18 protein-coding genes are annotated in these 25527 nt (G+C 53.0%); 11 read left to right on the top strand and 7 right to left on the bottom strand.

Annotated features, from left to right (window positions below):
* Positions 1 to 26: 26 nt before the first annotated feature.
* The 4 genes from K6V98_RS07285 to K6V98_RS07270 form a co-directional block, all read right to left on the bottom strand.
* Positions 27 to 821, bottom strand: a complete 795-nt coding sequence (locus tag K6V98_RS07285) for a metal ABC transporter permease (protein WP_222199868.1) — start codon at positions 819 to 821, stop codon at positions 27 to 29.
* On the bottom strand, positions 822 to 1544 hold the full coding sequence (locus K6V98_RS07280; protein ID WP_222199867.1) for a metal ABC transporter ATP-binding protein: 723 nt from the start codon (positions 1542 to 1544) through the stop codon (positions 822 to 824).
* A complete protein-coding gene (locus K6V98_RS07275) occupies positions 1534 to 2559 on the bottom strand; it encodes a metal ABC transporter solute-binding protein, Zn/Mn family (protein WP_222199866.1) in 1026 nt (341 codons plus the stop codon). The genes K6V98_RS07280 and K6V98_RS07275 overlap by 11 nt, the downstream gene beginning before the upstream one ends.
* A gap of 274 nt (positions 2560 to 2833) precedes the next feature.
* Positions 2834 to 4171 carry a homoserine dehydrogenase gene (locus K6V98_RS07270; RefSeq protein ID WP_222199865.1) on the bottom strand — a complete coding sequence of 446 codons (1338 nt, stop codon included), beginning with the start codon at positions 4169 to 4171 and terminating at the stop codon, positions 2834 to 2836.
* A 329-nt stretch (positions 4172 to 4500) separates the two neighbouring features.
* Between K6V98_RS07270 and K6V98_RS07265 the strand changes: the two genes are divergently transcribed.
* From K6V98_RS07265 to K6V98_RS07240, 6 genes are all read left to right on the top strand, one after another.
* On the top strand, positions 4501 to 5694 hold the full coding sequence (locus K6V98_RS07265; protein ID WP_222199864.1) for an ABC transporter substrate-binding protein: 1194 nt from the start codon (positions 4501 to 4503) through the stop codon (positions 5692 to 5694).
* Between the two features lie 103 nt (positions 5695 to 5797).
* Positions 5798 to 6679 carry a branched-chain amino acid ABC transporter permease gene (locus K6V98_RS07260; RefSeq protein WP_222199863.1) on the top strand — a complete coding sequence of 294 codons (882 nt, stop codon included), beginning with the start codon at positions 5798 to 5800 and terminating at the stop codon, positions 6677 to 6679.
* A 9-nt stretch (positions 6680 to 6688) separates the two neighbouring features.
* The gene (locus K6V98_RS07255) at positions 6689 to 7759 is read left to right on the top strand and encodes a branched-chain amino acid ABC transporter permease (RefSeq protein ID WP_222199862.1); all 1071 of its coding nucleotides are present in this window, start codon (positions 6689 to 6691) and stop codon (positions 7757 to 7759) included.
* The gene (locus K6V98_RS07250) at positions 7749 to 8615 is read left to right on the top strand and encodes an ABC transporter ATP-binding protein (RefSeq protein WP_222199861.1); all 867 of its coding nucleotides are present in this window, start codon (positions 7749 to 7751) and stop codon (positions 8613 to 8615) included. The genes K6V98_RS07255 and K6V98_RS07250 overlap by 11 nt, the downstream gene beginning before the upstream one ends.
* Positions 8605 to 9327 carry an ABC transporter ATP-binding protein gene (locus K6V98_RS07245; RefSeq protein WP_371734544.1) on the top strand — a complete coding sequence of 241 codons (723 nt, stop codon included), beginning with the start codon at positions 8605 to 8607 and terminating at the stop codon, positions 9325 to 9327. The genes K6V98_RS07250 and K6V98_RS07245 overlap by 11 nt, the downstream gene beginning before the upstream one ends.
* Before the next feature lie 293 nt (positions 9328 to 9620).
* Complete coding sequence (locus tag K6V98_RS07240; RefSeq protein WP_222199860.1) at positions 9621 to 9872, top strand: hypothetical protein; 252 nt, start codon at positions 9621 to 9623, stop codon at positions 9870 to 9872.
* A 90-nt stretch (positions 9873 to 9962) separates the two neighbouring features.
* On the opposite strand, the gene K6V98_RS07235 is transcribed toward K6V98_RS07240, so the two are convergent.
* Positions 9963 to 10697 carry a response regulator gene (locus K6V98_RS07235; RefSeq protein WP_222199859.1) on the bottom strand — a complete coding sequence of 245 codons (735 nt, stop codon included), beginning with the start codon at positions 10695 to 10697 and terminating at the stop codon, positions 9963 to 9965.
* Between the two features lie 93 nt (positions 10698 to 10790).
* On the bottom strand, positions 10791 to 13538 hold the full coding sequence (locus K6V98_RS07230; protein WP_222199858.1) for an ATP-binding protein: 2748 nt from the start codon (positions 13536 to 13538) through the stop codon (positions 10791 to 10793).
* A gap of 325 nt (positions 13539 to 13863) precedes the next feature.
* On the opposite strand from K6V98_RS07230, the gene kdpA reads away from it, so the two are divergent.
* From kdpA to K6V98_RS07215, 3 genes are read left to right on the top strand one after another with little or no spacing between them, the layout of a single operon-like run.
* On the top strand, positions 13864 to 15690 hold the full coding sequence (kdpA, locus tag K6V98_RS07225; protein WP_222199857.1) for a potassium-transporting ATPase subunit KdpA: 1827 nt from the start codon (positions 13864 to 13866) through the stop codon (positions 15688 to 15690).
* 8 nt (positions 15691 to 15698) lie between these two features.
* Complete coding sequence (gene kdpB, locus K6V98_RS07220) at positions 15699 to 17786, top strand: potassium-transporting ATPase subunit KdpB (RefSeq protein WP_222199856.1); 2088 nt, start codon at positions 15699 to 15701, stop codon at positions 17784 to 17786.
* A 12-nt stretch (positions 17787 to 17798) separates the two neighbouring features.
* A complete protein-coding gene (locus tag K6V98_RS07215; RefSeq protein ID WP_222199855.1) occupies positions 17799 to 18431 on the top strand; it encodes a potassium-transporting ATPase subunit C in 633 nt (210 codons plus the stop codon).
* Positions 18432 to 18441: 10 nt separating this feature from the next.
* Here K6V98_RS07215 and K6V98_RS07210 read toward each other — a convergent pair whose 3' ends face one another.
* Complete coding sequence (locus K6V98_RS07210) at positions 18442 to 19488, bottom strand: bile acid:sodium symporter family protein (RefSeq protein ID WP_306792833.1); 1047 nt, start codon at positions 19486 to 19488, stop codon at positions 18442 to 18444.
* Positions 19489 to 19651: 163 nt separating this feature from the next.
* Here K6V98_RS07210 and recJ point away from each other — a divergent pair, with 163 nt between their 5' ends.
* Together recJ and K6V98_RS07200 are read left to right on the top strand one after the other, a co-directional pair.
* A complete protein-coding gene (recJ, locus tag K6V98_RS07205; RefSeq protein ID WP_222199854.1) occupies positions 19652 to 22933 on the top strand; it encodes a single-stranded-DNA-specific exonuclease RecJ in 3282 nt (1093 codons plus the stop codon).
* 80 nt (positions 22934 to 23013) lie between these two features.
* The gene (locus tag K6V98_RS07200) at positions 23014 to 25308 is read left to right on the top strand and encodes a RelA/SpoT family protein (RefSeq protein ID WP_222199962.1); all 2295 of its coding nucleotides are present in this window, start codon (positions 23014 to 23016) and stop codon (positions 25306 to 25308) included.
* Positions 25309 to 25527 lie beyond the last annotated feature (219 nt).

Here is a 25527-nt window from a genome sequence, read left to right as displayed (position 1 = left end):
CGAGATTCCTTTCTAACTATGAGGTTTTATGAGCGAGCCTTGTGGCGAATAAGCAGGGTGGCTAAAAGGACTGCAACAGAGATCAGCACAATGACTGAGCCTGGCTTTAAGTTGCAGTAGTACGAGATCGTAAGACCGCTATACATGCAGGCAAGAGAAATTCCAATTGAGCAGGCAAGCGTGCCCTTATAGGTTCGTGCAAGCTGCATGGCGGTGATAGAGGGAATTACCAACAGGGAAGAGACAATGAGCGATCCGATGGTCTTGGCGGCAACCGAGACGGCAATCGCTACCAGGAGCGAGAACACAAGACTCAAGGTTTTGGTATTGATACCGAGCAGGGGTGCCGCTGCTGGATCAAAGACGCTCAAATACAGACGGGTATAGATGAGGCGATAGATCACAATGACTACAGCTGCCACGCCAAGGACGAGTTTGAACTCAAGGTCGGAGATGGTAACCACCGAGCCAAAGAGATAGCCTGAGATGGAGCTGCCGCCTCCGGTAAAGCTGGTAAAAATGCCAGCGAGGCCAATTGCTGCTGCAAGCACAATGACCGTTGAGATTTCTTGGTAGGCGCGAAGACGTGAGCTTACCACCTCAACTGATAGGCCAGCCACCACGCATGCCACCACTGAGCCAATGAGTGGATTGAAGCCAAAGCAGAGCCCGATTGCCACACCTGCGAGGGAGGCATGTGCCAAGGTGTCGCCAAGCATGGAGAGGCGCTTGAGCAAGACCGGTAACCCAATGCAGGGGAGGATGATGCCAAGTACGGTGCTTACCGCAAAGGCGCGCTGCATGAACTCATATGCAAACACTTAGCTCCTCCCAACTGGCTGAGGATGCAAACAGTGACAACCAGCACCACCTGTTCCGTGATCGTCGAGTGTGGCGCATTCAATATGGCAGGTGCCATCTTCGAGCCTGATTACCCGGTCAACGAAGGCGCGAGCATCATGGAGGTGATGAGTGATCACGACGATGGCGGTGCCGCTTACGGCAAGGTCGCGCAAGATACGATAAAACTCAGCTGAAAACGTTCGGTCGATGGCTGAGGTAGGCTCATCGAGCAAAATGAGCCGAGCATCTTTGATCAGGGCAAGCAAGAGGCCAACACGTTGGAGTTGCCCGCCAGACAGCTCGCTTAAGCGCTTACTTTTATGCTCGCTGAGCTGAACGGTTGCAAGCAGTTCATCAATCTGTGCCTTCGCGTTGAGATAGCGCACATGAATTCCAATGAGCTCTTCAATCGTGGTAGGAAAGTTGCGATAGCCTCGAATGGAGTCCTGAGAAACATAGGCGATATCCTCAAAGTGAGGGTTTGAAAAAGCATCATCACCAAAGAGGGTGATTGTGCCTGTACCCGGTTTGAGCTGGCCTAAGATGAGCTTCATGAGAGTTGATTTGCCTGCACCATTATCTCCGACAAGGGCGATAAGCTCACCGGCATAAATCGAGAGATTTACGCCGCCAAGCAGCGGCCGCTCATCGTAGGCAAAGCTGAGATTCTGAATTGAGAGCACCTCTGGCTTAGATTCCATCGAACGATCCCATAAGCGCATCGAGGTTTCGCTCCATGAGGGTGAGATAGCCCAAGTTTGCCTCATCCTCGGTCAGGCTTTCCATGGTGTAGAGGGTTGAGGTCTTGGCACCGGCGCTTGCCGCAAGGGTTTCTGCAACCTTAGGCGTGGCCTTACCCTCAAAGAAAATAGTATTGATACCATGGGTTTTAATGAAATCAGAGATGGTTGCGAGCTGGGCTGCTGTTGGCTCATCTTCAGGTGAGATTCCCGTGACTGCTACCTGTTTGAGACCATAGTCATGCGCAAGATAGTTAAAGGCAGCGTGGGAGACGACAAACATGCGTTTCTCAGCAGGAACTTGAGAGAGCTTGGCTTCAAACTTCTCGTCGAGGGCTTTGAATTCGCGCTCTGCTGTTTCCAGATTCTTCTTGTAGTAGTCAGCGTTTGCTGGGTCGATTTCTGCAACTTTGTGATAGATCGTATCAAGCTCAATCACGGCGTTTTTGATGCTGAGCCAGGTATGCGGATTCACTGATCCGTGGTCGTGATCATGCGCATCGTGGTCGTGATTCTTATCGGCATGGTCGGCATCGTGGTCGTGATCATCAGCATCGTGATCATCGGCATCGTGGTCATGATCATGGTGGCTATGAGCACCGCCTTCGAGCAGGGTCAAGCCAGCAGAAAGATCAAGAAATTTTGAGTCATCTTGGGCGCTCTCTTTGAGCGAGTCAATGAAGGACTCCATGCCCGAGCCGTTATAGATGACCAGATCAGCCTCGGTAATCTTGGCCATATCTTGGGTCTTGAGCTCAAAGTCGTGAGGCTCTTGGTCTCCGGTAATGATGGTTTTGACATCCATCTTGTCACCGACGATCCGTGACGTGAGGTCGTGCACGGGGAAAAACGTGGTATAGATTACTTTCTTCTGCGATCCACCCTCGCGGCTTGTCGGGGAGGTACAGCCGCTCAAAGCGAGGGCAATGATGAAGGCCGAAAAGACGACCGTTAACAATCTGAGATGCTTCCTCATGGATGCTCCACTCTCGGATAGGGGATAGGCTGAAATCGAAATTGAAACTCAGTTCCATTTTCGACAGAAAAAGCCTACCACGTTCGAGTGCATCTGCGCATGAAAAAGTTGACCTCATCGATCTTCTATTGATAAACGGCGCTCTACATAACAAGCGGCCGCCATCAAGCGTGAGATAGCAGCCGCATGAACTGCACTTTGGTGCTTCTGTTACATGCGCGAATCGTTACACGCACAGAGGCATCCAAGCATTCTGAACATGGTTGCCGTGCGTTTATGCGAGATCGGTTCCTTGCGTCCAGGCGTCCACATCTTCGATGCGGATTACATTGGCAACCTCTCGTACGCATGAAAGCTGAGCGAGTTCATCAAGAGCTGCTGCAACATCAGCTTCACGCGCCTCATGAGTCAGCAAGACAACCGTGCAGGCACCACCGGTTCCGTCGCCATCAAGCTGGCGGATAGAAGAGATAGAAATTGCTCGCCGCGCGAGTACCTCTGAGGTGGCAGCAAGGGCTCCGGCTCGATCTTCTACCAAAAGCCGCAGATAGAACCGGTTCGTGAGCTCATGCATGCTTAAGATGGGCAGCACGCGATCGTATGGTTCAATTTCTGCCAAGGGTTCCTCTCCTCGAGACATGGGCTCTGCCAAGGCAAGGATATCGCCCACAACTGCGCTTGCTGTGGGGAACGAACCAGCTCCTGCACCGTAAAACATGGTTTCTCCAACGGCATCTCCCACAATATAGACCGCGTTCATAGGCCCTGACACTGCTGCGAGCTGGTGATCAGCAGGGATCATGGCAGGGTGTACGCGAGCCTCTACGCCGTGCTCACTGGCGCGAGCAATGCCTAAGAGTTTGATTGCATAACCAAGCTCGGAAGCCACGGCTATATCTTCTGCGCTTATGCGCTCAATGCCTTCTACAAAAACATCGGCAGCAGTGACGCGGGTATGAAAACCAATGCTTGCAAGGATGGCGGTTTTACTTGCCGCATCAAAGCCTCCCACGTCGGCGGTGGGATCTGCTTCGGCAAAGCCTAAGCGCTGGGCATCTGCTAATACATCGGCATAGTCTGCACCCTCACGCTCCATGCGAGACAAAATATAGTTAGTTGTTCCATTTAAAATGCCTGCAATGGTAAGGATTCGATTGGCAACTAAGGCATGCTCGAGCGCATTGACTACCGGAATACCGCCAGCAGCTGCAGCCTCGCATTTTATTTGGACGCCGGCCTTTGCAGCAAGGGTGCCGAGGTGCTCAACGTGGACGCCAAGCAGAGCCTTATTTGCGGTAACGATATGCTTGCCAGCTGCAATTGCCGCCTCGTGGATCTCCAACGCGGGGTGCTCTCCACCAATAAGTTCAACCACAATATCAACTGCTTGATCTGAGATCAGCTCGCGCCAGTTATCGGTAAAGCGCTCTCGTGGAAGCCCGCAGGCATCAGCTGCCTCAGGAACAAGCGCACAGCCCCGCACAACTTCCAGGTGAATGCCATAGCCTGAAACATAGGACTCGCGGTGAGAATTGATGAGCTTCACCACACCGCCCCCGACAGTTCCAAGCCCAATCACTCCAATACCAATGCACCGGTCTGCCTTTGGCATGCGACCCTCCAATCTCGATGCTGATCATCTCGGCCATTGTACCGAAGGCCGACTCAATAAGGTGTAACAGACTCGAAACACGCACGTAAACGGGGTAATTGGGGAGCGTTCAATAGCTCTCAGCAGGGGAAAGATGCAAACGGTGCACGTAGCTGATCTAAAAAGAAACAATTCCTCAAGAAACTTTATTGCTGAGTACTCGCTTCAAGCGCGCAAAGCAGGTAATCTGATTCGAACGTTTACGGTGTAAATCCTGCGAGTATGTAGGTTGACACCGGCGTTTTCTATTGGTGCCGTCACTGCCGGCTTGCATTCGGAAGGAGATCCGCATGTCATTCAAATTGAACCCTGCCATGAACCGCAGGAGCCTGATCGCAGGCGCCGCTGGTCTGGGGGCTGCGAGCATTCTAGCCGGATGCTCCAAAAACCCCTCTGCAAAGTCAGGTTCTACGGCCGCCTCTGCTGCAGGTGGTAGCGGCACGGGCTTTAAGATCGGAAGCATCGGCCCTTTAACTGGCGCTACGGCTTCATATGGCGTATCGGTCACAAACGGTACCGAGCTGGGTTGCAAGCACTTTTCTCAAGATGGGCTGAGCTTTCAGTTTAAGAAAGAGGATTCAACTGGTAGTGCCGAGGTTGCAGTGAACGCCTATAACACCCTGATGGACTGGGGTATGCAGGCGCTCGTTGGTCCCACGCTTACCGGCCCTTCTGTATCGGTTGCTGCTGAGTGCAATGCCGATCGCACCTTTATGATTACCCCTTCTGCTACCTCAGAAGATGTAACTGCTGATAAAGATTGCGTTTTCCAGGTCTGCTTTACCGACCCGAATCAGGGCATCAATGCCGCCCGCTTCTTGTCTGAAAACTACCCGGATGAGAAAATCGGCGTGATCTATAACTCGGGCGATGCGTATTCAGAAGGCATCTATAACACTTTTAAGGCAAAGGCAGCAGAGTTGAAGCTCGAGATCGTGAGCGAGGAGGCCTTTAAGGACGAGTCGCAGTCGAGCTTTAACAACCAGCTCACCAAGGCTCAAGCCAAGGGTGCGACCTTGATCTTTGCTCCCATCTATTACACGCCTGCTTCGGTGTTGCTCACCAATGCACATGACATGGGCTATCAGGTGAAGATGATGGGCTGCGATGGTATGGACGGCATCTTAGGCGTTGAGGGCTTCGATACTGCCTACGCTGAAGGCTTGCTCTTGATGACCCCCTTCTCTGCTGATGATGAGAAGAGTGCAGAGTTTGTAAAGGCCTATCAGGATGCGTATGGCGAGATTCCTGATCAGTTTGCTGCTGATGCCTACGACGGCGTTCACGCGGTAGCAGAGGCAATTAAGAAATCCGGCGTTGCTTTGGATGCCGCTCCAGCTGAGGTCTGCGAGGCGCTCTCAAAGGCAATGCTTGAGATTACAGTTGAGGGTATCACCGGTACGCTGCGTTGGAACAATAAGGGTCAGGTTGAAAAGGATCCTACGGCCTACGTAATTAAGGATGGTAAGTACGTTCGAGCCTAAGGTGTAATCCATCGACTCTGACGTACTCAGGTGGCAGGGGCGGTTCTTTCCGTCCCTGCCTCTATGCATTTATTCCCAACAGGTTTGAAAGCGAGGTGCACCGGTGGCCGTCTTTTTGCAGTATTTGGTCAATGGCCTTTCCATGGGAAGCGTCTATGCCATCATCGCCTTGGGTTATACCATGGTGTATGGCATTGCTAAGATGCTGAATTTCGCCCATGGCGATGTCATCATGGTTGGTGCCTATGTATCGTATTGCGCTATCAGCTATCTTGGCTTGCCGCCGTGGCTTTCTGTTTTGCTCTCAATTCTTGCCTGCACGGTTTTAGGTGTCGTGATTGAGGGCTTGGCCTATCGTCCACTGCGCCAGGCAGGGCCTTTGGCTGTTCTCATCACCGCCATCGGTGTCTCCTATCTCTTGCAAAACGCTGCCCAGCTCATCTGGGGTGCCACGCCCAAGAACTTTTCTTCCATTGTTGACTTTGAGGTTCCAAGCGTCCTTGCCGCTTTCAACGTGAGTGCGGTGAGCCTCACCACCATCGTTGCCTGCCTCATTATCATGGTGCTGCTTACCTGGTTTACCGGAAAAACCAAGATGGGTAAGGCCATGCGCGCGGTGTCTGCAGACAAGGATGCAGCTCAGCTCATGGGCATTAATGTAAACAAGACTATTTCGATGACCTTTGCCATTGGATCTGCCCTGGCAGCCATCGCAGGCGTGCTCATGTGCAGCTATGCTCCGGTGCTTCAGCCAACAACGGGATCCATGCCAGGCATTAAGGCCTTTACGGCTGCCGTCTTTGGTGGCATTGGCTCGATTCCGGGCGCCTTTGTTGGTGGCATTTTATTGGGCATTATTGAGGCTATGGCTCAGGCGTATATTTCTTCAAGCCTCGCCAACTCCATTGTCTTTGCCGTATTAATTGTTATCTTGCTCGTGAAGCCTGCTGGGCTTCTTGGCAAGATCGTTCCAGAGAAGGTGTAGGTGAGCGCTATGGAATTCATCAAAAACAAGAACCTGCGCTCAGAGCTCATCACCTATGGCATGGTGATTGCAGCCTTTGCACTCGTCTCGGTACTGCTCGCCCAAAACCTCATACCTCGTTCCTTGGCAGGCCAGCTCGTTCCAGTTACCTGCTATATCGTTATGGCACTTTCGCTGAACTTGGTTGTCGGTATTGCAGGAGATCTTTCGCTGGGGCATGCAGGCTTTATGTCAGTTGGTGCTTTTAGCGGCGTTGTTACGGCCATGAGCCTTTCTGAAGCAATTCCCGATGATGGTATTCGCTTGGCACTTTCTATGTTGGTAGGAGCCTTCGCTGCGGCCTTATCTGGCGTGCTCATCGGTATTCCGGTTCTGCGCCTGCGTGGCGATTATCTGGCTATTGTTACCCTGGCATTCGGTGAGATCATCAAAGAAGTGGTGAACTGCCTCATTGTGGGCTTTGATGCCGAAGGCTTACATGTGATCTTTAATATCGCGGGTGACCGTACGGTTGAAGACTTGCATCTTTTGGAAGGCGGCGTCGCCATTATTAAGGGTGCCCAAGGAGCTTCGGGTACTGCAAAGATTGCAAGCTTTGTTGCAGGCTTTATTCTCGTGCTCATTGCCCTAGCGGTCGTTTCCAATCTCGTTCGTAGCCGCGCTGGCCGTGCCATTATGGCGGTTCGCGATAATCGCATTGCCGCAGAAAGTGTTGGGCTTTCGGTCACCAAATACCGCCTCATTGCCTTTGCTGTTTCTGCTGCTTTGGCAGGGGCTGCCGGAGCCTTGTATGCTGCGAATTTCTCTCAGCTCTCACCTACAAAGTTTGACTTCAATACCTCCATTTTGGTGCTGGTCTTTGTGGTGCTGGGCGGCCTGGGTAATATGCGCGGATCAATTATTGCCGCCACGCTCTTAACGGTTTTGCCTGAGGCGCTTCGAGGCTTTTCGGACTACCGCATGCTGGTCTATGCCGTTGTGCTGATCTTGGTCATGCTCTTTACGAATAGCCCACGCTTACAGGCGCTTCTTGAGCGTTTACGTCCAGGCAGAAAGGAGGCGATGGTTGATGGAGACTAAGTTTTCCTTTCAGAAGGGTCGGATGGTTCCGGTTCCTTCACGTGCCATTGTGCCAGACCGTGACCTTGATCAGGCACCTGCCCTCGAGTGTATTCACTTAGGTATTGATTTTGGTGGCCTCAAAGCGGTTGATGACTTCAACCTCACGATCGGAAGAACCGAGATCGCTGGTCTTATCGGGCCAAATGGCGCTGGAAAGACCACGGTCTTTAATCTCTTAACCAAGGTGTATGAGCCAACGCGCGGTACGGTTTTGGTGAATGGCCAAGATACGCACGGCAAGAGCGTGGCTCAGGTGAACCGTATGGGTGTTGCTCGAACCTTCCAAAACATTCGCCTCTTTGACACCATGAGTGTTTTGGATAACGTGAAGGTCGGCCTGCACAATAGCCACCCCTATACTGCACTTGAGGGCGTTGTGCGCGCACCTCGTTTTTGGATTCGCGAAAAAGAGTTTGACGATCGAGCACGCGAGCTGTTGGACATTTTTGATATGGGCAAGCTTGCAGGTGAGCGCGCTGGCTCACTTCCGTATGGAGCTCAGCGCCGTCTCGAGATCGTTCGAGCTCTTGCCACTGACCCGAAGCTCTTGCTCTTAGATGAGCCTGCAGCAGGTATGAACCCTTCTGAGACCGCAGAGCTCATGGAGAATATCGTTAAGATTCGCGACACCTTCGATATTGCCATCATGTTGATTGAGCACGATATGAGCCTTGTTATGAATATCTGCGAGGGCATTTGCGTCCTGAGCTTTGGCAAAGTAATCGCCAAGGGTACTGCAGAAGAGATTCAAAACAACGAGACCGTCATCGAGGCCTATCTTGGCAGGCAAAAGGAGGGCTCAGATGGACGCTAAAGATGAGGCAATGCTTTCGGTCTATAACATTAACGTTTGGTATGGAGCGATCCATGCCATTAAGAACATCTCTTTTGACGTGCATGAAGGAGAGATTGTTGCCCTCATTGGAGCCAATGGTGCCGGCAAGTCGACAACCTTAAAAACAGTCTCAGGTCTTTTGCGCAGCCAAACCGGATCGATCCGCTTTATGGGCGAAGACATCATGCATACCCCTGCCGACAAGCTCGTAGGCAGAGGGCTTGCGCAGGTGCCTGAAGGACGTCGCGTCTTTTTGGATATGTCGGTAGAGGAAAATCTTGAGATGGGTGCCTATACGCGCCCGGCCGCAACGCTCGCTCCTGAGTTTGCTCGTGTCTATGATGCCTTCCCGCGCTTAAAGGAGCGTCGCCGCCAAGTTGCTGGCACCTTATCTGGTGGTGAGCAGCAGATGCTTGCCATGGGTCGTGCGCTCATGAGCTCTCCCAAGCTCTTAATGCTCGATGAACCATCCATGGGTTTAGCCCCGATTTTGATCGAACAGATCTTTGATATCATCCGCGAGCTCCATCGCGAGGGTTCAACGATTCTGCTCGTGGAGCAAAACGCCCAGATGGCGCTCTCCTGTGCTACCCGTGCGTATGTGCTCGAAACTGGCCGGGTGACACTGACGGGCACCGGTGCTGAGCTGCTGGTGAACGATGACGTTCGCCGCGCGTACTTGGGCGGCTAGAGCTCTCTAGCTCATGTGAGGCTCGGTATGTGTTCGGGTGCTGATGGCACAGTTTGCCTCACGAGACAGGCGTACACGTGCTTCGAAGCATCAAAGACAGATTGGTTTACAAACAGAGGCGGGCCGTGCGGGCTCGCCTCTTTGCATGGTGCATTCGCTGCGTGTGAGCGCTGGCATCTTCACGCCTTCTTAATGTTTCACAGTCAAGCCTTTACCCGCTTTTGATACCAAGACTGCTTAGATAGTAGTGAGCGAGGAGCACATCGAGGCTCGCTCAAAGGAGCAGAAAGGTTGTGAGGGGTATGTCGTTTGCAGCATTGCATCAAAGCGCTCATGAGGCTGATACACTCGGTGCAAAAAAGAGCCAATCGAGCAAACCCTTGTCTATGAATCCCGATACCTATCCCGACTTACGACGTGGCGATACTGCCTCAGACTTTGATGCATCTCTCGATGATGTATTTCGCGGTCCGATTCTTTTGAGTGTGGTTGCAATCTTTGCTTCGGCAGTAGCTATTTTTGCCATTATGTCGTGGTTGGGCTAAAGGCTGAGCCTCGTCTGCAGCTTCAATACACATTCCACCGCTCGTGCCCTCAATGGGGAGGACGAGCTTAATGGATGGCGGGCTTTTGCCCTAGTCTTCAGATTCAATGCGTACCATGCGGTAGCCTACGCCCACGTGCGTTTGGATCAGTTTTTGGTTGGCCTCATCTGCGCGTTCAATCTTTTTGCGGAGTGCTGCCATATAAACCCTCAAACTTGCAACATCGCCTTCCCACGACGTGCCCCAAATCTCACGAGTAATATAGGCATGCGTCAGTACGCGCCCGCAGTTTTTGGCGAGCAGTACTAAGAGGCGATATTCGGTCGGAGTGAGATGGAGTTCTGCCCCCTTCACCGAGGCAATTCCTGCTCCATAATCTAAGCGCAACGGTCCATTTGAAAAAATAGCATCGCCACCGCCGCTCTCGGAGCCTTCCAGGGCAGTTTTGGTTCTTCGCAAGGCTACACGAACACGAGCAAGCATCTCATCAACCGAGAAGGGCTTGGTAAGATAGTCATCCGCTCCTGCATCTAAAGCACCAATCTTGTCGGTATCTTCCACCCGGGCGCTGATGACAATAATGGGCACGCTTGACCAGCCACGCACACGATCAATGAGCTCGAGTCCATCAATATCAGGAAGACCTAGGTCGAGCAAGATCAAATCTGGCTGATTCGAAACAGCCTCCATGATGCCTGCTTGTCCGGTTTTGGCGCATAGTATTCGATAGTTATTGAGTTCGAGCGCGCAGGTAATAAGGCGGCGGACAGCATCGTCATCCTCAACGAGCAGAATCAGAGCTTTGTCGTTATGTGCACTTGTCATAGAAAGGCCTCCAGAGCTGAGTGGCTAAGCTGCGCGGTCAGGCGTTGTGTATGAAGGATAGGGTGTCTCGTGCGTATACAAGACGCACGTTTGCTACTCACGAAGCGTGACCTCCTCGGCTGGTAGGGTAAAGGAGAAGATGGCTCCATGGGGATGATTATCATGGATTTCAATGGTGCCTCCATGAGCCTCAGCGATTGAACGGCAGAGTGCCAGTCCCAGCCCCAGGCTTCGATGAGCATCTGCAGGCTTGCCGGCGCTTGCGGTATGGAACCGCTCAAAGATCCGCTCCTTTTCTGAATCGGGGATACCAGGACCGGTATCGGCGACAAATACACGAACCCATGTTTGCTCGCGCTTGGCAGAAAGCTCAATGGTGGTGCCAGCAGGTGTGTATTTAATGGCATTGCTGATGAGATTTGAGAGCAGCTGCATCACGAGGTCAACATCCATCCGGGCCATAACAATGCCCTCAGTTGGAATGACTCGAATATGATGGTTCTGAGCTTGATGAGCGAGGTGGAAAGCAGCTTCGGGCAAGACATCATCTAACAGCTCAGAAGTCAGGTTTAAATGCGCACTGCCATCTTCAATACGGGTGACGGTGAGCAGATTTTCTACAATATCGATGAGCCAGAGAGCGTCAGATGAAATGGCGTCAACAAGCTCGGCTGCACGCTCAGGCGCGAGCTGCTCACCATTTTCTCTCAAAATCGCTGCCGCTCCAGAAATGGTGGTGAGCGGCGTGCGCAGATCATGTCCTATGGAGCGTAAAAGATCGGCTCGCAGTTGTTCGTTTTTGGCAAGAATGCGCGCCTCTTCGCGCTTTTTAGCCTGGCGATCACGGTCAAGCGCCAAGGCAGCCTCACCAATGATGGAAAGCATGATGGAGTTTTCAAAGGCATCAAGTGATGTACCCTCCATAAGAATGCCTACAACACCAAAGATGGCAAATTCACGCCGAATGGCCAAATACAAGCAGCGTGCCTGTGGCAGGGTATCGGTGCTCGCGCCTGCATGCTTATTGTTTGCAAGTACCCAGGTGGCAACGGTGCGCTCATAGTCTGAAAGCGCCTCGAGTGCCAAGCTTTCTCCATCAGGGGTTACATAGCTCGGTTCTCCTAAGGTGTGCCCGTGCGTGGGATAAAAAATTACCGAGCGGCCAAGCAGGCGGCAGAGCTGTTCTAAGGCAATCGTTGCTACTGCTTCTGCACCCTCTGCTTGCTGCATGAGTTTATTGGTCTCAAAGAGCAGACGAGTGCGATAGGCAATACGAGCAGACTGGCGAGCGCTTCGGCTAATTCTTCCGGTGAGCTCAGAGGAGATCAAAGCCGTCAAAAACATAATGCCAAAGGTAACAAGATACGACTGGTCAATGGCTAAAAAGGTTCCAACAGGCACCACAAAAAAGAAGTTATAGAGCACAACTGAGATCACAGAGGATACAAGCGGCCAGATGCGCCCAGAGGTCGTAATAGCACAGACGAGAGACGAAAGAATATAGAGAGAAATAATACTTGCATCTGCAAAGCCGAGTGAGCGAAATCCAATGCCTACGCCGGTGGAGAGTGCGAGCAAAACCACCGTTACCATAAGCTGCTTGACCAGGTCATGGCTGCTTTCTGCAACTGCGCCCCGAGCTTGAGCTCGTGTGTGCTGACGCCCATGTGCTCGCTCACGAGTCGCTTGATCTGGAATGATGTGAATATCAAGATCGGGAGCCTCACTGAGCAGACGATCTACGACCAGGCGGCGGCCTGGTAAGAGCCAGCCTGGGCCTCTGATCTCACCGCTTCTTCCCATTACGATCTCGGTAACACCGGCAACCCGGGCAAACATGGCAATCTGGTAGGCAATATCTTCGCCAGCAACTTGCTGAACGGTGGCGCCCATCTGCTCTGCCAAACGAATGTTTTTGCGCAAATGCTCGCGGTCGCTCTCACTCATATCATGGTCTGAAGGGGTTTCTATATAGAGTGCCGAGAGCGGCCCGTGCAGCGCTGCTGCCATACGTGCAGCGCTTCTGATGATGCGCGGGCAGGTAGGGGAGGCTGAGATGCAAACAAGAATATGTTCACCAACCCTGCCGGAATGCTTGGTGAGCACCCGAGCAGCTTGTACAACCTTGCCAGCACGGTCGGCAGTTCTGCGCAAGGCAAGCTCGCGCAAGGCAGTGAGGTTTTCTGGCGTAAAGAAGTTATCGATGGCGCGCTGAGCTTGATCTTTGCGATACACGCTCCCCGCTTGCAATCGCTCAATGAGCTCTTCAGGCTCTATATCTACCAGTTCAACCTGGTCTGCCTCATCAAAGATGTGATCGGGAATGCGCTCACGGACGGTAACGCCGGTAATGCTTGCAACAACATCGTTGACACCCTCAATATGCTGAACATTGACAGTGGTATAGACATCAATGCCTGCATGAAGCAGCTCTTCAATATCTTGGTAGCGCTTAGCGTGCCGGCTCCCTGGGGCATTGGTGTGAGCAAGCTCGTCTACGGCGATGAGTGTTGGGGCTCTCGTAATTGCGGCATCAAGATCAAACTCTTCAAGGACGATCCCGGCATGAGCAATTTGAAGCCGAGGAATCGACTCCAAACCCTGAGCCAAGCGCTCGGTCTCTGGACGAGCATGGGGCTCAACATAGCCAATAACCGCGTCTACACCCCGAGCGACCTGTTCGTGCATGGCACGAAGCATCGAATACGTTTTGCCAACACCGGCAGCATAGCCAAAAAAGATCTTGAGATGCCCGCGACGTTGAGCTTCGTCTTCCTGAGCCTGTATAGCGTGCAGGATGGCTTCGGGGTCACCGCGATCATCTTTGGATTCTCGAACCACCCCAAAGCCTCCTTTATGCACGAGCGGTATATGAAACGCCGCATGAGAACGTGTTTCATGATAGTCCTCATTCTTGTTTTTACTAGCAGTGCATACAGGCTTTACCTGCGTTTTTATTTCGTCTTAATGCGGGGGCGTCTGATCGTTATGCCGCATTAAGCTCATCTGCCGTTCAATGTATGGGCTCAAAGATACGCAAGCGCCTTATGCCTGCTGTCTTTGCACGAAAGGGGAGCACCATGGATCTATGGGTTGGCCTGACCGGTCTGATAGGAATTTCGGTCTTGGCGTACTTCATCTATCTACTTATGAAGAGGGAGGCATAATGAATGCTGCTCTCTATACTGCAATCATCATTGCGATAACGGTTGCATTAGCAATTCCGATGGCGCATCTCATTGCTCAGGTTTGTGCTGGCAAGCAACCCCGCTTGCTTGCGGTGGTGGCAGGGCCGGTTGAGCGCGGAATTTATCGCCTCGTGCGAACAGATCCTTCAGAAGAGATGAGCTGGAAGCGCTACCTGGCATCCGTACTTGCTTTTTCGCTTGCAGGCGTGGTGGCACTCATGGCGATTTTGATGCTTCAAGGATTTCTGCCAGCAAATCCTTCACATCTTCCAGGTTTAGGTTTTGACCTTGCCTTTAATACTGCCATTTCATTTGTTACCAACACAAATTGGCAAAGCTATATTGCAGAGACAACGCTGAGCAGATTTTCTCAGGTAGCTGGTCTGTGTGTGTGGAATTTTGCCTCAGCAGCAACGGGTATCGGCGTCATGTTTGCGCTCATACGAGCCTTTCGGCGCGAAGGTGTGGCCGGGCTCGGTTCCTTTTGGGCAGACCTCGTGCGTATCATGCTCTATATCCTCATGCCCTTAAATCTTGTTGTCGCTCTGGCTCTTGCCGCAGGTGGCGTGGTGGAGAACTTCGGTCCAGATCGGTATGCCGATCTGCTTGAGCCGGTAGCTGCACTATCTGATGGCCAGGGTGGCTATACAGTTCTTGAGCGAGCAAGCATCCAGGGAGATCGTGTCGAGCTTGATGGCAAGCCGGTGCCCCAGGCAGTTATCATTTCTCGCGAGCTTTTAGCCCAAGGGCCAGCCGCATCTCAGGTGGCAATTAAGCAAACCGGCACCAATGGCGGTGGCTATTTTGGCGCAAACGCGGCTCATCCGTATGAGAATCCAAATGCGTTTACGAATCTGGTGGAAACCGTCTCAATTCTGCTAGTGCCCATGGCTTGTACCTTGGCCTTTGGTATCGGGGTCAAAAACTCAAAGCAAGGAAGAGCTTTTTTTGCTGCCATGCTGATTTTGCTTATTTGTGCACTTGGCACGGTATGTGTCAGTGAGCAGGCAGCAACACCGGCGCTCAGCGCATCAAATCAGGTGAATAGCATGGCTTCGGAACTTGCGGCAGGCGGAAATATGGAAGGCAAAGAGGCGCGCTTTGGCATTGCTGCTTCAAGTGTTTGGACAGTATCTACTACGGCTGCCTCAAGTGGCTCGGTGAATGCTTCACACGACTCACTCACACCGGTAGCAGCACTTGTGGCCATGGTGCAGATGGCCTTAGGTGAGGTGATCTTTGGAGGAGTTGGATCGGGACTTTACGGCATGGTGGGCTTTGCGATTCTCACTGTCTTTATTGCTGGCTTGATGGTTGGGCGTACTCCTGAGTTTTTGGGCAAAAAGATTGAGCCTGAGCAGATGCGCTGGGCAGTGGTTTTATGTCTTGCAAGCCCCTTTGTTATCCTTGCGGGCTCTTCGATTGCAGCCCTCATGCCGAGCGTCACATCGTGGTTGTCTACCCAAGGCGCTCATGGCTTCTCAGAGTTTTTATATGCCTTTATGTCAACAGGGGCAAATAATGGATCTGCTTTTGGAGGCATCAGCCCTGATCCTTGGCTCAATATCTGTCTTGGCTTGGTTATGTTTGGTGCTCGTTTCATGCCCATTGGCGCTGCCTTGGCACTTGCTGGTTCGCTTGCTCGCCACTCTCGCGTCGCAACGTCTGCAGGAACCCTATCAACCACCAATGCCCTGTTTGTCTTTTTGTTAATCCTCATCATCATCTTGATTGGTGCCTTGAGCTTCTATCCAGTCTTTGCGCTGGGTCCTGTGGCTGAGCAGATTCAGATGATTTTTGGTTAGGAGCTACGATGGTTCGTCATGCACAACAAGCTGCGGTCAGTGCGTTTGAGTGGCAAAAGTTCGTATTGCTTCTGTGGGATGCAGTTCTCAAACTTGACCCACGTATCCAGGTAGAAAACCCGATCATGTTTCTCGTGTGGCTCTCAGCAGCGCTGACCAGCGTGCTTGCAGGCGCTGTTGCGTTGGGACTGCACGCATCAACGCTTGACTTGGGATATACCGTCTGCGTGGCGATTATTTTGTGGCTGACTGTTTTGTTTGCCAATGCCGCTGAGGCAATTGCAGAAGGCCGAGGCAAGGCTCAGGCTGCAGCCTTGCGGAGCGCCAAACGAGATGTAGTTGCTCATAGCATTAAGGATCCTCAAGACCACGAGCATTTTGTTGATATTCCAGGATCTGAGCTGCGTGTGGGTGATCTGGTTGTTGTTCGCGCAGGGGAGCAGATTCCCGGTGATGGCGATGTCGTGCTGGGGGCTGCCTCGGTTGATGAGTCTGCTATTACCGGAGAATCTGCCCCGGTTGTTCGTGAGGCGGGTGGAGATCGCTCGGCCGTAACCGGAGGAACGACCGTTTTGTCTGACTGGATTGTGGTATCGGTTACCAGCAATCCAGGTGAGAGTTTTCTCGATAAGATGATCGCCATGGTTGAGGGTGCAGCTCGCCGAAAAACTCCTAACGAGATTGCCTTAGAGATCCTGCTCGTTGCGCTGTCGATCATCTTTATCCTTGTGACGCTTGCATTTTATTGCCATGCGCATCTCGCTTCTGAGCTGGCGAAGGTACAGAACCCCACAGAAATTACCACCTTGGTGGCGCTGTTGGTGTGCTTGGTTCCCACGACAATCGGCGCCTTGCTTTCTGCCATTGGTATTGCAGGTATGAGTCGGCTCAATGAGGCAAATGTCTTGGCGGTTTCTGGTCGAGCGATTGAAGCGGCAGGTGATGTAGACATTCTCATGCTCGATAAAACGGGCACCATTACCTTAGGAAATCGCGAAGCTGCCGAGTTTATTCCGGTGGATGCTACCGCGCCGGGAGAGCTTGCCGACGCCGCTCAGCTCTCGTCTCTTGCAGATGAAACGCCTGAAGGTCGCTCGATTGTTGTGTTGGCAAAAGAGCGCTTTGGCCTGCGTGGTCGCGCGATTGCTGAGAGCGAAATGACCTTCATGCCCTTCACGGCTCACACCCGTATGTCTGGTGTTGATATACGAGGCACCGAGATTAGAAAGGGTGCTGCGGATGCGGTGCGCGCCTGGGTGGAGGCAGGCGGCGGTACCTATTCTGAGGAGTGCGATCAGGTGGTGCAAGAGATTGCCAATGCCGGAGGAACGCCGCTTGTGGTTGCCCGCGATCACAAGGTATTAGGCGTGATTCATCTCAAAGACATCGTAAAGCATGGAGTGCGTGAGCGCTTTGCTGATCTGAGGCGCATGGGTATTCGAACCATTATGGTGACGGGGGACAATCCGTTAACAGCTGCTGCCATTGCCGCCGAGGCCGGTGTTGATGATTTCTTGGCAGAGGCCACACCTGAGGGCAAGTTGGAAAAGATTCGTGCATTTCAATCAGAAGGCCATCTTGTTGCCATGACGGGAGATGGCACAAACGATGCCCCAGCCCTTGCTCAGGCAGATGTTGCGGTTGCAATGAATACGGGTACGCAGGCAGCAAAAGAGGCCGGCAATATGGTGGATTTTGACTCGAGTCCCACCAAGCTGATTGATGTGGTTCATATTGGCAAGCAACTGCTCATGACCAGAGGTGCGCTTACCACGTTTTCGGTTGCGAATGATGTGGCAAAGTATTTTGCTATTATTCCAGCGCTCATTGCTCCTATCTATCCTCAGCTTGCTGCCTTGAATATCTTAGGTTTGGCTACGCCAGCTTCGGCGGTGCTTGCAGCTCTGATCTATAACGCCTTGATCATCGTGGCACTCATACCTGCAGCGTTAAAGGGAGTTTCATACAAAGAGCTGCCGGCTGCGAAATTGCTTTCACATAACCTTATGGTCTGGGGCTTAGGCGGCTTTGTTGCTCCCTTTATCTGCATCAAGCTCATCGATCTTGCCTTAGTAGCCACCGGTCTTCTTTCTTAAAAAGGAGTTACGATGCATCGTTTTGCTGCAACGCTTCGTTTAGCTGTTCGTGCCTTTGCTATGGTTGGCATCTTCACGCTCATCTGTGGCGGAGCTTATACCTTTGTTGTATACGGCATTGCTCAAGCGGTGTTTCCCTATCAGGCGGCCGGTTCGATCATTGAGGATGCAGGCAAGGTCTCAGGCTCAGACCTTATTGGTCAGCCCTTTTCTGGTGCAGGCCATCTCTGGGGTCGGGTACCTTCGTTTACGGTGATTACAAGCTCGGACAATCAGCTTGCCATTATGGGGGTGCCTTCATATGCATCACCGGTGAGCCAGGCGCTGGACCCACGTTCACACATGCCATATGTCGAGCTCATTGCAAAACGGGTGCGCTCTATACAAGCAGCTCATCCTGAGCGTGCAGGTGAGGCGGTACCAGTTGATTTGGTCACTGCTTCTGCTTCAGGCATCGATCCTCATATTTCGGTAGCAGCGGCAAAGTATCAGATTCCGCGCTTGGTGCGAGAGACAGGAAAGAGCGAGCGTGAGATTGCCGACATTATTGCCGGTGCCACCCAACACAAGCTCTTAGGCGGGATAGGCGAAGAGGTTGTGAACGTCTTGGCGGTCAACCGGGCACTCGATGGGTTGCAGGGCTGAGCTAAGATAGCTAGCGCGTCCGTGATGTTCTGATTCGCCTCCAGGCAGCCCGGCCTGCCTCAAAGACGCGATTTTGGCGTTCGCGCTCTTCGTTACCGAGGCGCTGCAATATGCGGCCGGCAACCGATGCCAAAATCTGCTGAAAGATCGTGCCACACATAACCGGAAATACAGCCTCACCAGGAAAGTGGCTCACGGCAATTACGGCACCGGCAGAGATATTGCGCAGCCCGCAATCAAAGCTCATCGTGACCAAGACGGGAAGCGATCTGCCCATGATGCGAGCGGCTAGGGCACCCCAGAAAAAGCCTGATGCAGAAAAGCTCAGGATAAAGAGGGCGACCTGGACGCGCTCCCAGGTCATGTGAACCACATAGTCGCTCATAGAAGTTGAGTTCGCACAAATTACGAGGAGCATAAAGATGCGGCTGGCAGGGCCTAAGATCGGGGAGAGACGTTCGTGGCCCCATCCTCGGCTGAGGTCGTTTACGAGGGTGCCTGCAATGGCCGGAAGAGCAATCATGGGAACCATCTCACCTACCATCGAGAGGGCGTCAATTTGCACCGCTTCTCCCAAAAGAAGGCTGAGGGAAAAAGGAATCGTGAAGGGTGCGATGAGGGTTGAAGCGAGGACGGCTGCGAGCGCCAATGAGGTTCTGCCGTGAAAGATGTCGACCCACATGAAGCTCACAATGCCAACAGGTACACAGTAGGCCAAGACCATACCTGTGATGAGATGCGGATGATTGGCAAAGAAGAGCTTTGCCAACAGTGAGGCTCCTGTTGGCATAAGCACGAGTGAGATCGTTACGATGACGATGAGCTCAGCCGGGTCGCGCAGAGTCTCTACGAGTTGGTGAGAGGTATTGCTGAGCGAGCCTTGGAAGGTCATAAACGCAAACAGCCCAGGAACAAATGGGATGAGCTTGCTAAAGACATGTGGCATGAGCACGCCGGTGGCTACGCACCCAAAGACGAGGATGGGCATGAGTTCGCCCATACGTTTTCCGAAGCGTATCCAAGTATTCACAGCCACCTCAACTACGTGCATAGTCATACGTCTGCTCAAAGAGTATATGGGCTTTTTTGGCGCGAGGCTCACCTGGCCGCTTGCCTGAAACCTGCTTGCAACGGCCGAATCTGTCTGGGCTTGCGGCTATACTGAGATCCGTACAACTCGATGCTCGCCGCAGCGAGCCCATCTATAGGATCTGATTGTTATGCCCAGCCTTCGTACTTCGCGCCGCTGGTCGGTTGCCTCGTCCAATCCACAGCTTGAGCGCGAGCTATCCCGTGGTCTCAATATTGCGCCCTTGGTAGCTCGCGTTATGGTGTCTCGGGGCATTGGTTCGGTTGAAGAAGGCCGTCTGTTTTTGAGCCCTTCGCTTGAGCGCGACTGGGCAGATCCTCTCATCATTCCTGGTATGGGCGAGGTCGCTGACCGGGTTGAGCGCGCAGTTCGGTCTGGTGAGTCCATTGTTGTGTTTGGCGACTTTGATGTGGACGGCATTACATCAACCTGTTTGCTCACTGAGGCCTTGCGCGAGCTCGGGGCAGAGGCACGTCCCTTTATTCCTCGCCGCTTTGATGAGGGCTATGGCATTTCGCACGAGGCGTTGGAGCGCTTGGTACAAGAGGGCGCACCTGGGCTCGTGGTAACGGTGGATAACGGGATTGCTGCTCGTCATGAGGCGCAATACCTTGCCGATCGTGGTATTGATTTGGTGGTAACTGACCATCATGAGCCGGGAGCTTTGGTGCCCGAGCATATCCCGCTCACCGATCCCAAGCTTGATGCAACAGGCCCTTCTCGTGAGCTTGCCGGTGCAGGCGTTGCCTTAAAGCTTGTTCATGTTTTGGGAGAGCGTCTGGGAAGGCCAGGGCTTTGGCGGCGCTATACCGAAGTCGCTGCCTTAGGCACCGTCTCAGACATGATGCCGCTTACGCCAGAAAACCGAGCCTTAGTGGCAGATGGCCTTGCGCGTATGCGTACAACAACGCGGCCGGGATACATTGCCCTTGCTGCTATGACGCGCACCGATCTTGCAACCGTTACCACAGAAGGTCTCTCGTTTTCACTGATTCCGCGCTTAAACGCTGCGGGTCGTATGGCCGATCCAATCCTTGCCTTACAGCTTTTGATGGCTGCCGATCCTATTGAGGCTGGGCGATTGGCTGCAGAGCTTGAAGAGATTAATCAAGAGCGCCGCGCAATTGAGGCTGATCTTACTGAGCAGGCGGTGGCGCGGGTTGAGGCCATGCCTCATCGCGGTCGCGCCTTAGTCGTTGCCGGTGAAGGTTGGCATGAGGGCGTGAAAGGGATTGTGGCAAGTCGCTTGGTGAATCGCTATCGGATTCCTGCCTTGCTCTTTTCAATTGAAGATGGTGAGGCTCGGGGCTCCGGAAGATCCGTTGGAAGCATCAATTTATTTGAGGCGCTTGAGCGCTGTTCAGATTTGCTCATTCGCTTTGGTGGGCATGCAGCTGCCGTAGGCGTTACCTGTGCGGCCGATAAGCTCGATGCCTTGCAGACACGCTTGAACGAGGTACTTTGCGAATATCCAGCAGAGGCGTTTGAAGAGGTGGGTGAGGTTGCCGCCACGGTGAGCCTCTCTGAGCTGGAGATAGAAACGATCAGTGAGCTTTCGGTACTGGAGCCCTTTGGTCAGGGAAATCGCGCCCCGCTTTTTGCAGCAACTGGTGTGACCATGATCGATCGAGCCTGTGTTGGGCGCACCGGAGATCATGTGCGCTTTGTTGCAACGGATGGGTCTCGAAGGGTGGGAGCCATTATGTTTCGGGCGCCCAACCCCTCTGAGCTCGTTGCCTGTGATACAGCGGTTGATGTGGTATTTCAGGCAATTGCTGAGACCTGGCAGGGATATACCAAGACCAAGCTCATGGTGAAAGATATCTTGCTGCCCGATCAAGCACCAACATCAGATGCAAGCGAGCCGCTCGCTTGCTTGGTGAGGCGCACAGACGCTCTGCTTGCGTCAGAGAATCAACGTATCTGCCGCTCAGAGTTGGCATGCTTAGACTCTGCTGAGCTTACCTCTGCACTCACCCATGCCCTTATTGGAGCTAACAAACCCCATCCCGCACAAGCACAGGCGCTCGACGCGCTTCAAGCGGGAAAAGACGTCTTGGCCATTATGGGAACCGGTCGTGGAAAATCCTTTATCTTCCAGGTACATGCTGCGCGGGAAGCAATTTTGAAGAAGCACTCAAGCATTTTCGTCTACCCCTTGCGCGCACTGGTTGCAGATCAGGCAGTGCATATGCGTAGTGCCCTGTCTGAGCTTGGTCTTAAGATTGCAGTACTGACGGGAGAGACCGAGGGCTCACGCCGTGAAGAGATCTATCGCGATCTTGCTCAATCCCAGGTAGATATTGTTCTTACAACTCCAGAGTTTTTAGCTATTCATAAAGATCGCCTTGCTCGCGTGATGAGCTGTGGCTTTTTGGTCATAGACGAGGCTCACCATATTGCTGGAGCAAAAGCTGGCGACCGGAGTGCCTATCTTGAGCTGCCGTGCATTCGAAAAGCCTTGCATGATCCGGTGGTGCTTGCCTGTACCGCTACTGCCCCTGCTGCGACGTTTGCAGAAATTACTGCAGTCTTGCCCACGCTTGAGCTCATCTCCGATGAAGCATCGCGCCCAAATCTGTCTATCGAAGATGATCGAGACCTTGCATCTCGAGAAAACCGGCTTGTATCTATTGTGGCTGGGGGAGAAAAATGCGTCATCTACGTTAACTCACGTGATCAGTCGGCGATTTTGGCATCAACGCTGCGCCGCCGTGTTCCGGAGCTTGCTCAAGGGATTGCCTTTTATCATGGCGGCCTCACGCGCCAAGAGCGTGCGCTGATAGAATCGGCGTTTCGATCAGATGATCTGTGCTGTATTGTTTCTACCTCAGCCTTTGGTGAGGGAGTGAACCTCCCCGATATTCGTCATGTAGTTTTGTACCACATGCCATTTTCGTCCACTGAGTTTAACCAATTGAGTGGGCGGGCTGGCCGCGATGGAAAGCCAGCTGGAATTCATCTGCTGTACTCCGCTCGCGATGCCCGAATCAACGAGCGCCTCTTAAAAGACGCCGCTCCTCCGCGCCCAGTTTTGGTGACGATCTACCGAGCCCTCTTGAGCCTTTGGCGCTCGCGCCAAAGCGCAGAGCCTGCCATGCCCGTTGATGCTCGCGCCTTGGTTGCTACCTGCTCAGCGCTTGACCGAGCCTTTTCGCTTGACGTTCGAGCAATACCTGGGGCGCTCGGTATCTTTTGCGAGCTGGGCTTAATTCGTTTACATACCTCGCATACCGCTCAGCTCATTGAGGTAATTGAGGAGCCTGAACGCGTAGATCTTTTTGAGAGCATCCGCTATCTCGAAGGACTGCGGGCAAAGATGGCTTTTGACTCCTTTAGAGATTGGGCACTTGAAGCCGCTCCCCGTGATATGCTTGCACGCATAATACGGCCTATTACGCCACAGGCTTGATGAGAGGAGTACTCGTGAGTGACGCAGACGCTGCTACAGGTTCGCGCCGAAGCGAGTACACCGCCGATGATGCTGGCCTGATGCCAACTGAGCGGATGGTTCACTATACGCATGCAGAAGACCTCCCGGCAGAGATTTCTGCTGAGCGCTGGAGCCGCCTCAAGGGCATCTGTGCTTCGTATATGGGTGCAGAAGATGCCGCAAAAGCTGAGCTGGCGTACTGCTTTGCTGCAGAGAAGCACACCGACCAGCGTCGGCGCTCTGGCGAGCCCTATATTAACCATCCTGTTGAGGTCGCCATTATTTTGGCAGAGCTCAAGATGGACTGCGATGTTGTCTGTGCTGCTTTATTGCACGATACGGTTGAAGATACCGAGACGCCGCTTTCTGATGTAGGCGAGCTGTTTGGCGCGACGGTGACTGAGCTGGTTGATGGAGTGACCAAGCTCACCAATATTGAGATTGACAGCATGGATGCCAAGCAAGCGCTCAATCTTCGCAAGATGTTTTTGGCGATGAGTCGCGATATCCGCGTGGTCATCGTGAAGCTGGCAGATCGTCTTCACAACATGAGAACCTTAGGCGCGCTTGCAGAAGATCGCCGCTTGTTCAAGGCACGCGAGACCATGGATGTCTATGCCCCGCTTGCTGATCGCTTGGGTATCTCATCGATGAAGTGGGAGCTCGAAGATCTCTCCTTCTTTTATCTTGAACCCTTGGCCTACCAGCGCATTGCACGCATGGTGTCTGAAAGTAGATCGGCCAGGGAGCGCTATCTCAAAGAGGCTATTGAGGTCTTGCAAACCGAGCTTACAAACTCCGGTCTGACCGGTTTTCAGATCTATGGGCGCTCAAAGCATTATTGGTCCATTTATCAAAAGATGCGCCGCAAGGGCAAAGAGTTTTCTGAGATCTACGACCTAGTTGCTCTGAGGGTTATTACCGAGACGGTGGGGGACTGCTATTCAGCGCTCGGAGCGGTACACTCGCTGTGGCATCCCATGCCGGGGCGGTTTAAAGACTATATCGCTATGCCAAAGTTTAATAACTACCAAAGTCTGCATACAACGGTTATTGGCCCGACTGCTCGCCCGCTTGAGATTCAAATCAGAACCTATTCCATGCATGAGCAGGCAGAATATGGTATTGCGGCTCACTGGCTCTATAAGCGCGCTGGATCCTCTTCAGCAAAATCTGGCGATGCCCAGCGCTTGGACGATCAGATCAACCTCTTGAAGCGATCGCTTGACTGGGCAGCTTCTGATGATATTGATGATCCCAAAGAATTTATGCACTCCTTAAAGATCGACCTGTTTGATCAGGAGATCTTTGTGTTTACACCTAAAGGTGAGGTGCTTTCGCTCCGAGCCGGTTCCACGCCGTTGGATTTTGCCTATGCCATCCACACTGAGGTGGGTAATCATTGCGTGGGAGCCATGGTAAACGGGGCAGTAGCGCCTCTGTCCCATGAGCTTGCTATGGGGGATCGGGTGGAAATCCTTACCAATAAGGCCGCGAAACCCTCGCGTGACTGGCTGGGGATCGTACGAACCCCGTCGGCACGTTCCAAGATTCGGCGGTATTTTGCTGCCGCTGCAAAAGATGACGATGCTCTCTCAGGGCGTGATGCCTTAGCGCGCGATCTTCGTCGTCGCGGATACGGCATTTCAACACAGAGAACGGCCAAGGCGCTTGCCGCCATTGCAGAGCAGCTCAACTATCGCCACACCGAAGATCTCTTTGCGGCCTTAGGCGCGGGCAATGTTGCTGTGCGCTCCATTGGCAATAAGGTTGAGGCGATCTTAGATCCCAAGCCAGAAGAGCCGCAAACCGAAGAGACGGCAGCTGAGGTTATCGCCGAGGCTCGCCGCCAGGCGCGCGGCTCAAATCGCAAACCACGTGGTAAGCGCCGTCCTGGAAGTGCTGGCGTTGTGGTAAAGGGAGGAGACGCCGATCTTCTCGTTCGCCTTGCGCATTGCTGCAATCCCGTGGCGGGAGACGACATTGTTGGCTTTATTACCCGTGGCCGTGGTGTGTCGGTTCATCGTGCGACCTGCCCGAACGTAAAAGGCTTACAAGAACAACCCGGGCGCATGATTGAGGTTGCCTGGGACGGTGGGGCAGATGCGCTCTTCCAGGTAGGCATTGTTATCGAGGGCATTGACCGCATTGGTATGCTCAAAGACGTAACCGTGGCTATAGGAGATGCAGGCGGCAATATTATCTCTGCTGCTACTTCTACGAATCGTGAAGGCATCGCAACGCTGCGTTTCTTGGTTGAGATTTCAGACGCAAGTGGGCTTGATCCTTTGCTCGCTGCCATTAGCCGCGTAGATTCAGTCTTTGATGCCCGCCGCTCCATGCCTGGCGAGTAGCGCCTTCGCTCATCCCCTCCGTTCGTCGACAAAATAGCTCCGGTCATTCATTTTAGGCGGCCTGCGGTCGATTCCAATCGGCTTTGGCCGCCTGAGATCGATAGGGTGAAAACCGTGGAAGACCGCGTAAGCCTTCCAAAAGCTGGCAGGCGAGTACGCGGTGAGGAGCGCAGGCACGGTATGTGTGTGCGTGGACGGTAGGAACGAAAGGAAAGGAGG

The sequence above is a fragment of the Collinsella ureilytica genome (genome assembly GCF_019795105.1).
Taxonomy (GTDB): domain Bacteria; phylum Actinomycetota; class Coriobacteriia; order Coriobacteriales; family Coriobacteriaceae; genus Collinsella; species Collinsella ureilytica.
This window is presented reverse-complemented; position numbering and strand designations above follow the sequence as displayed.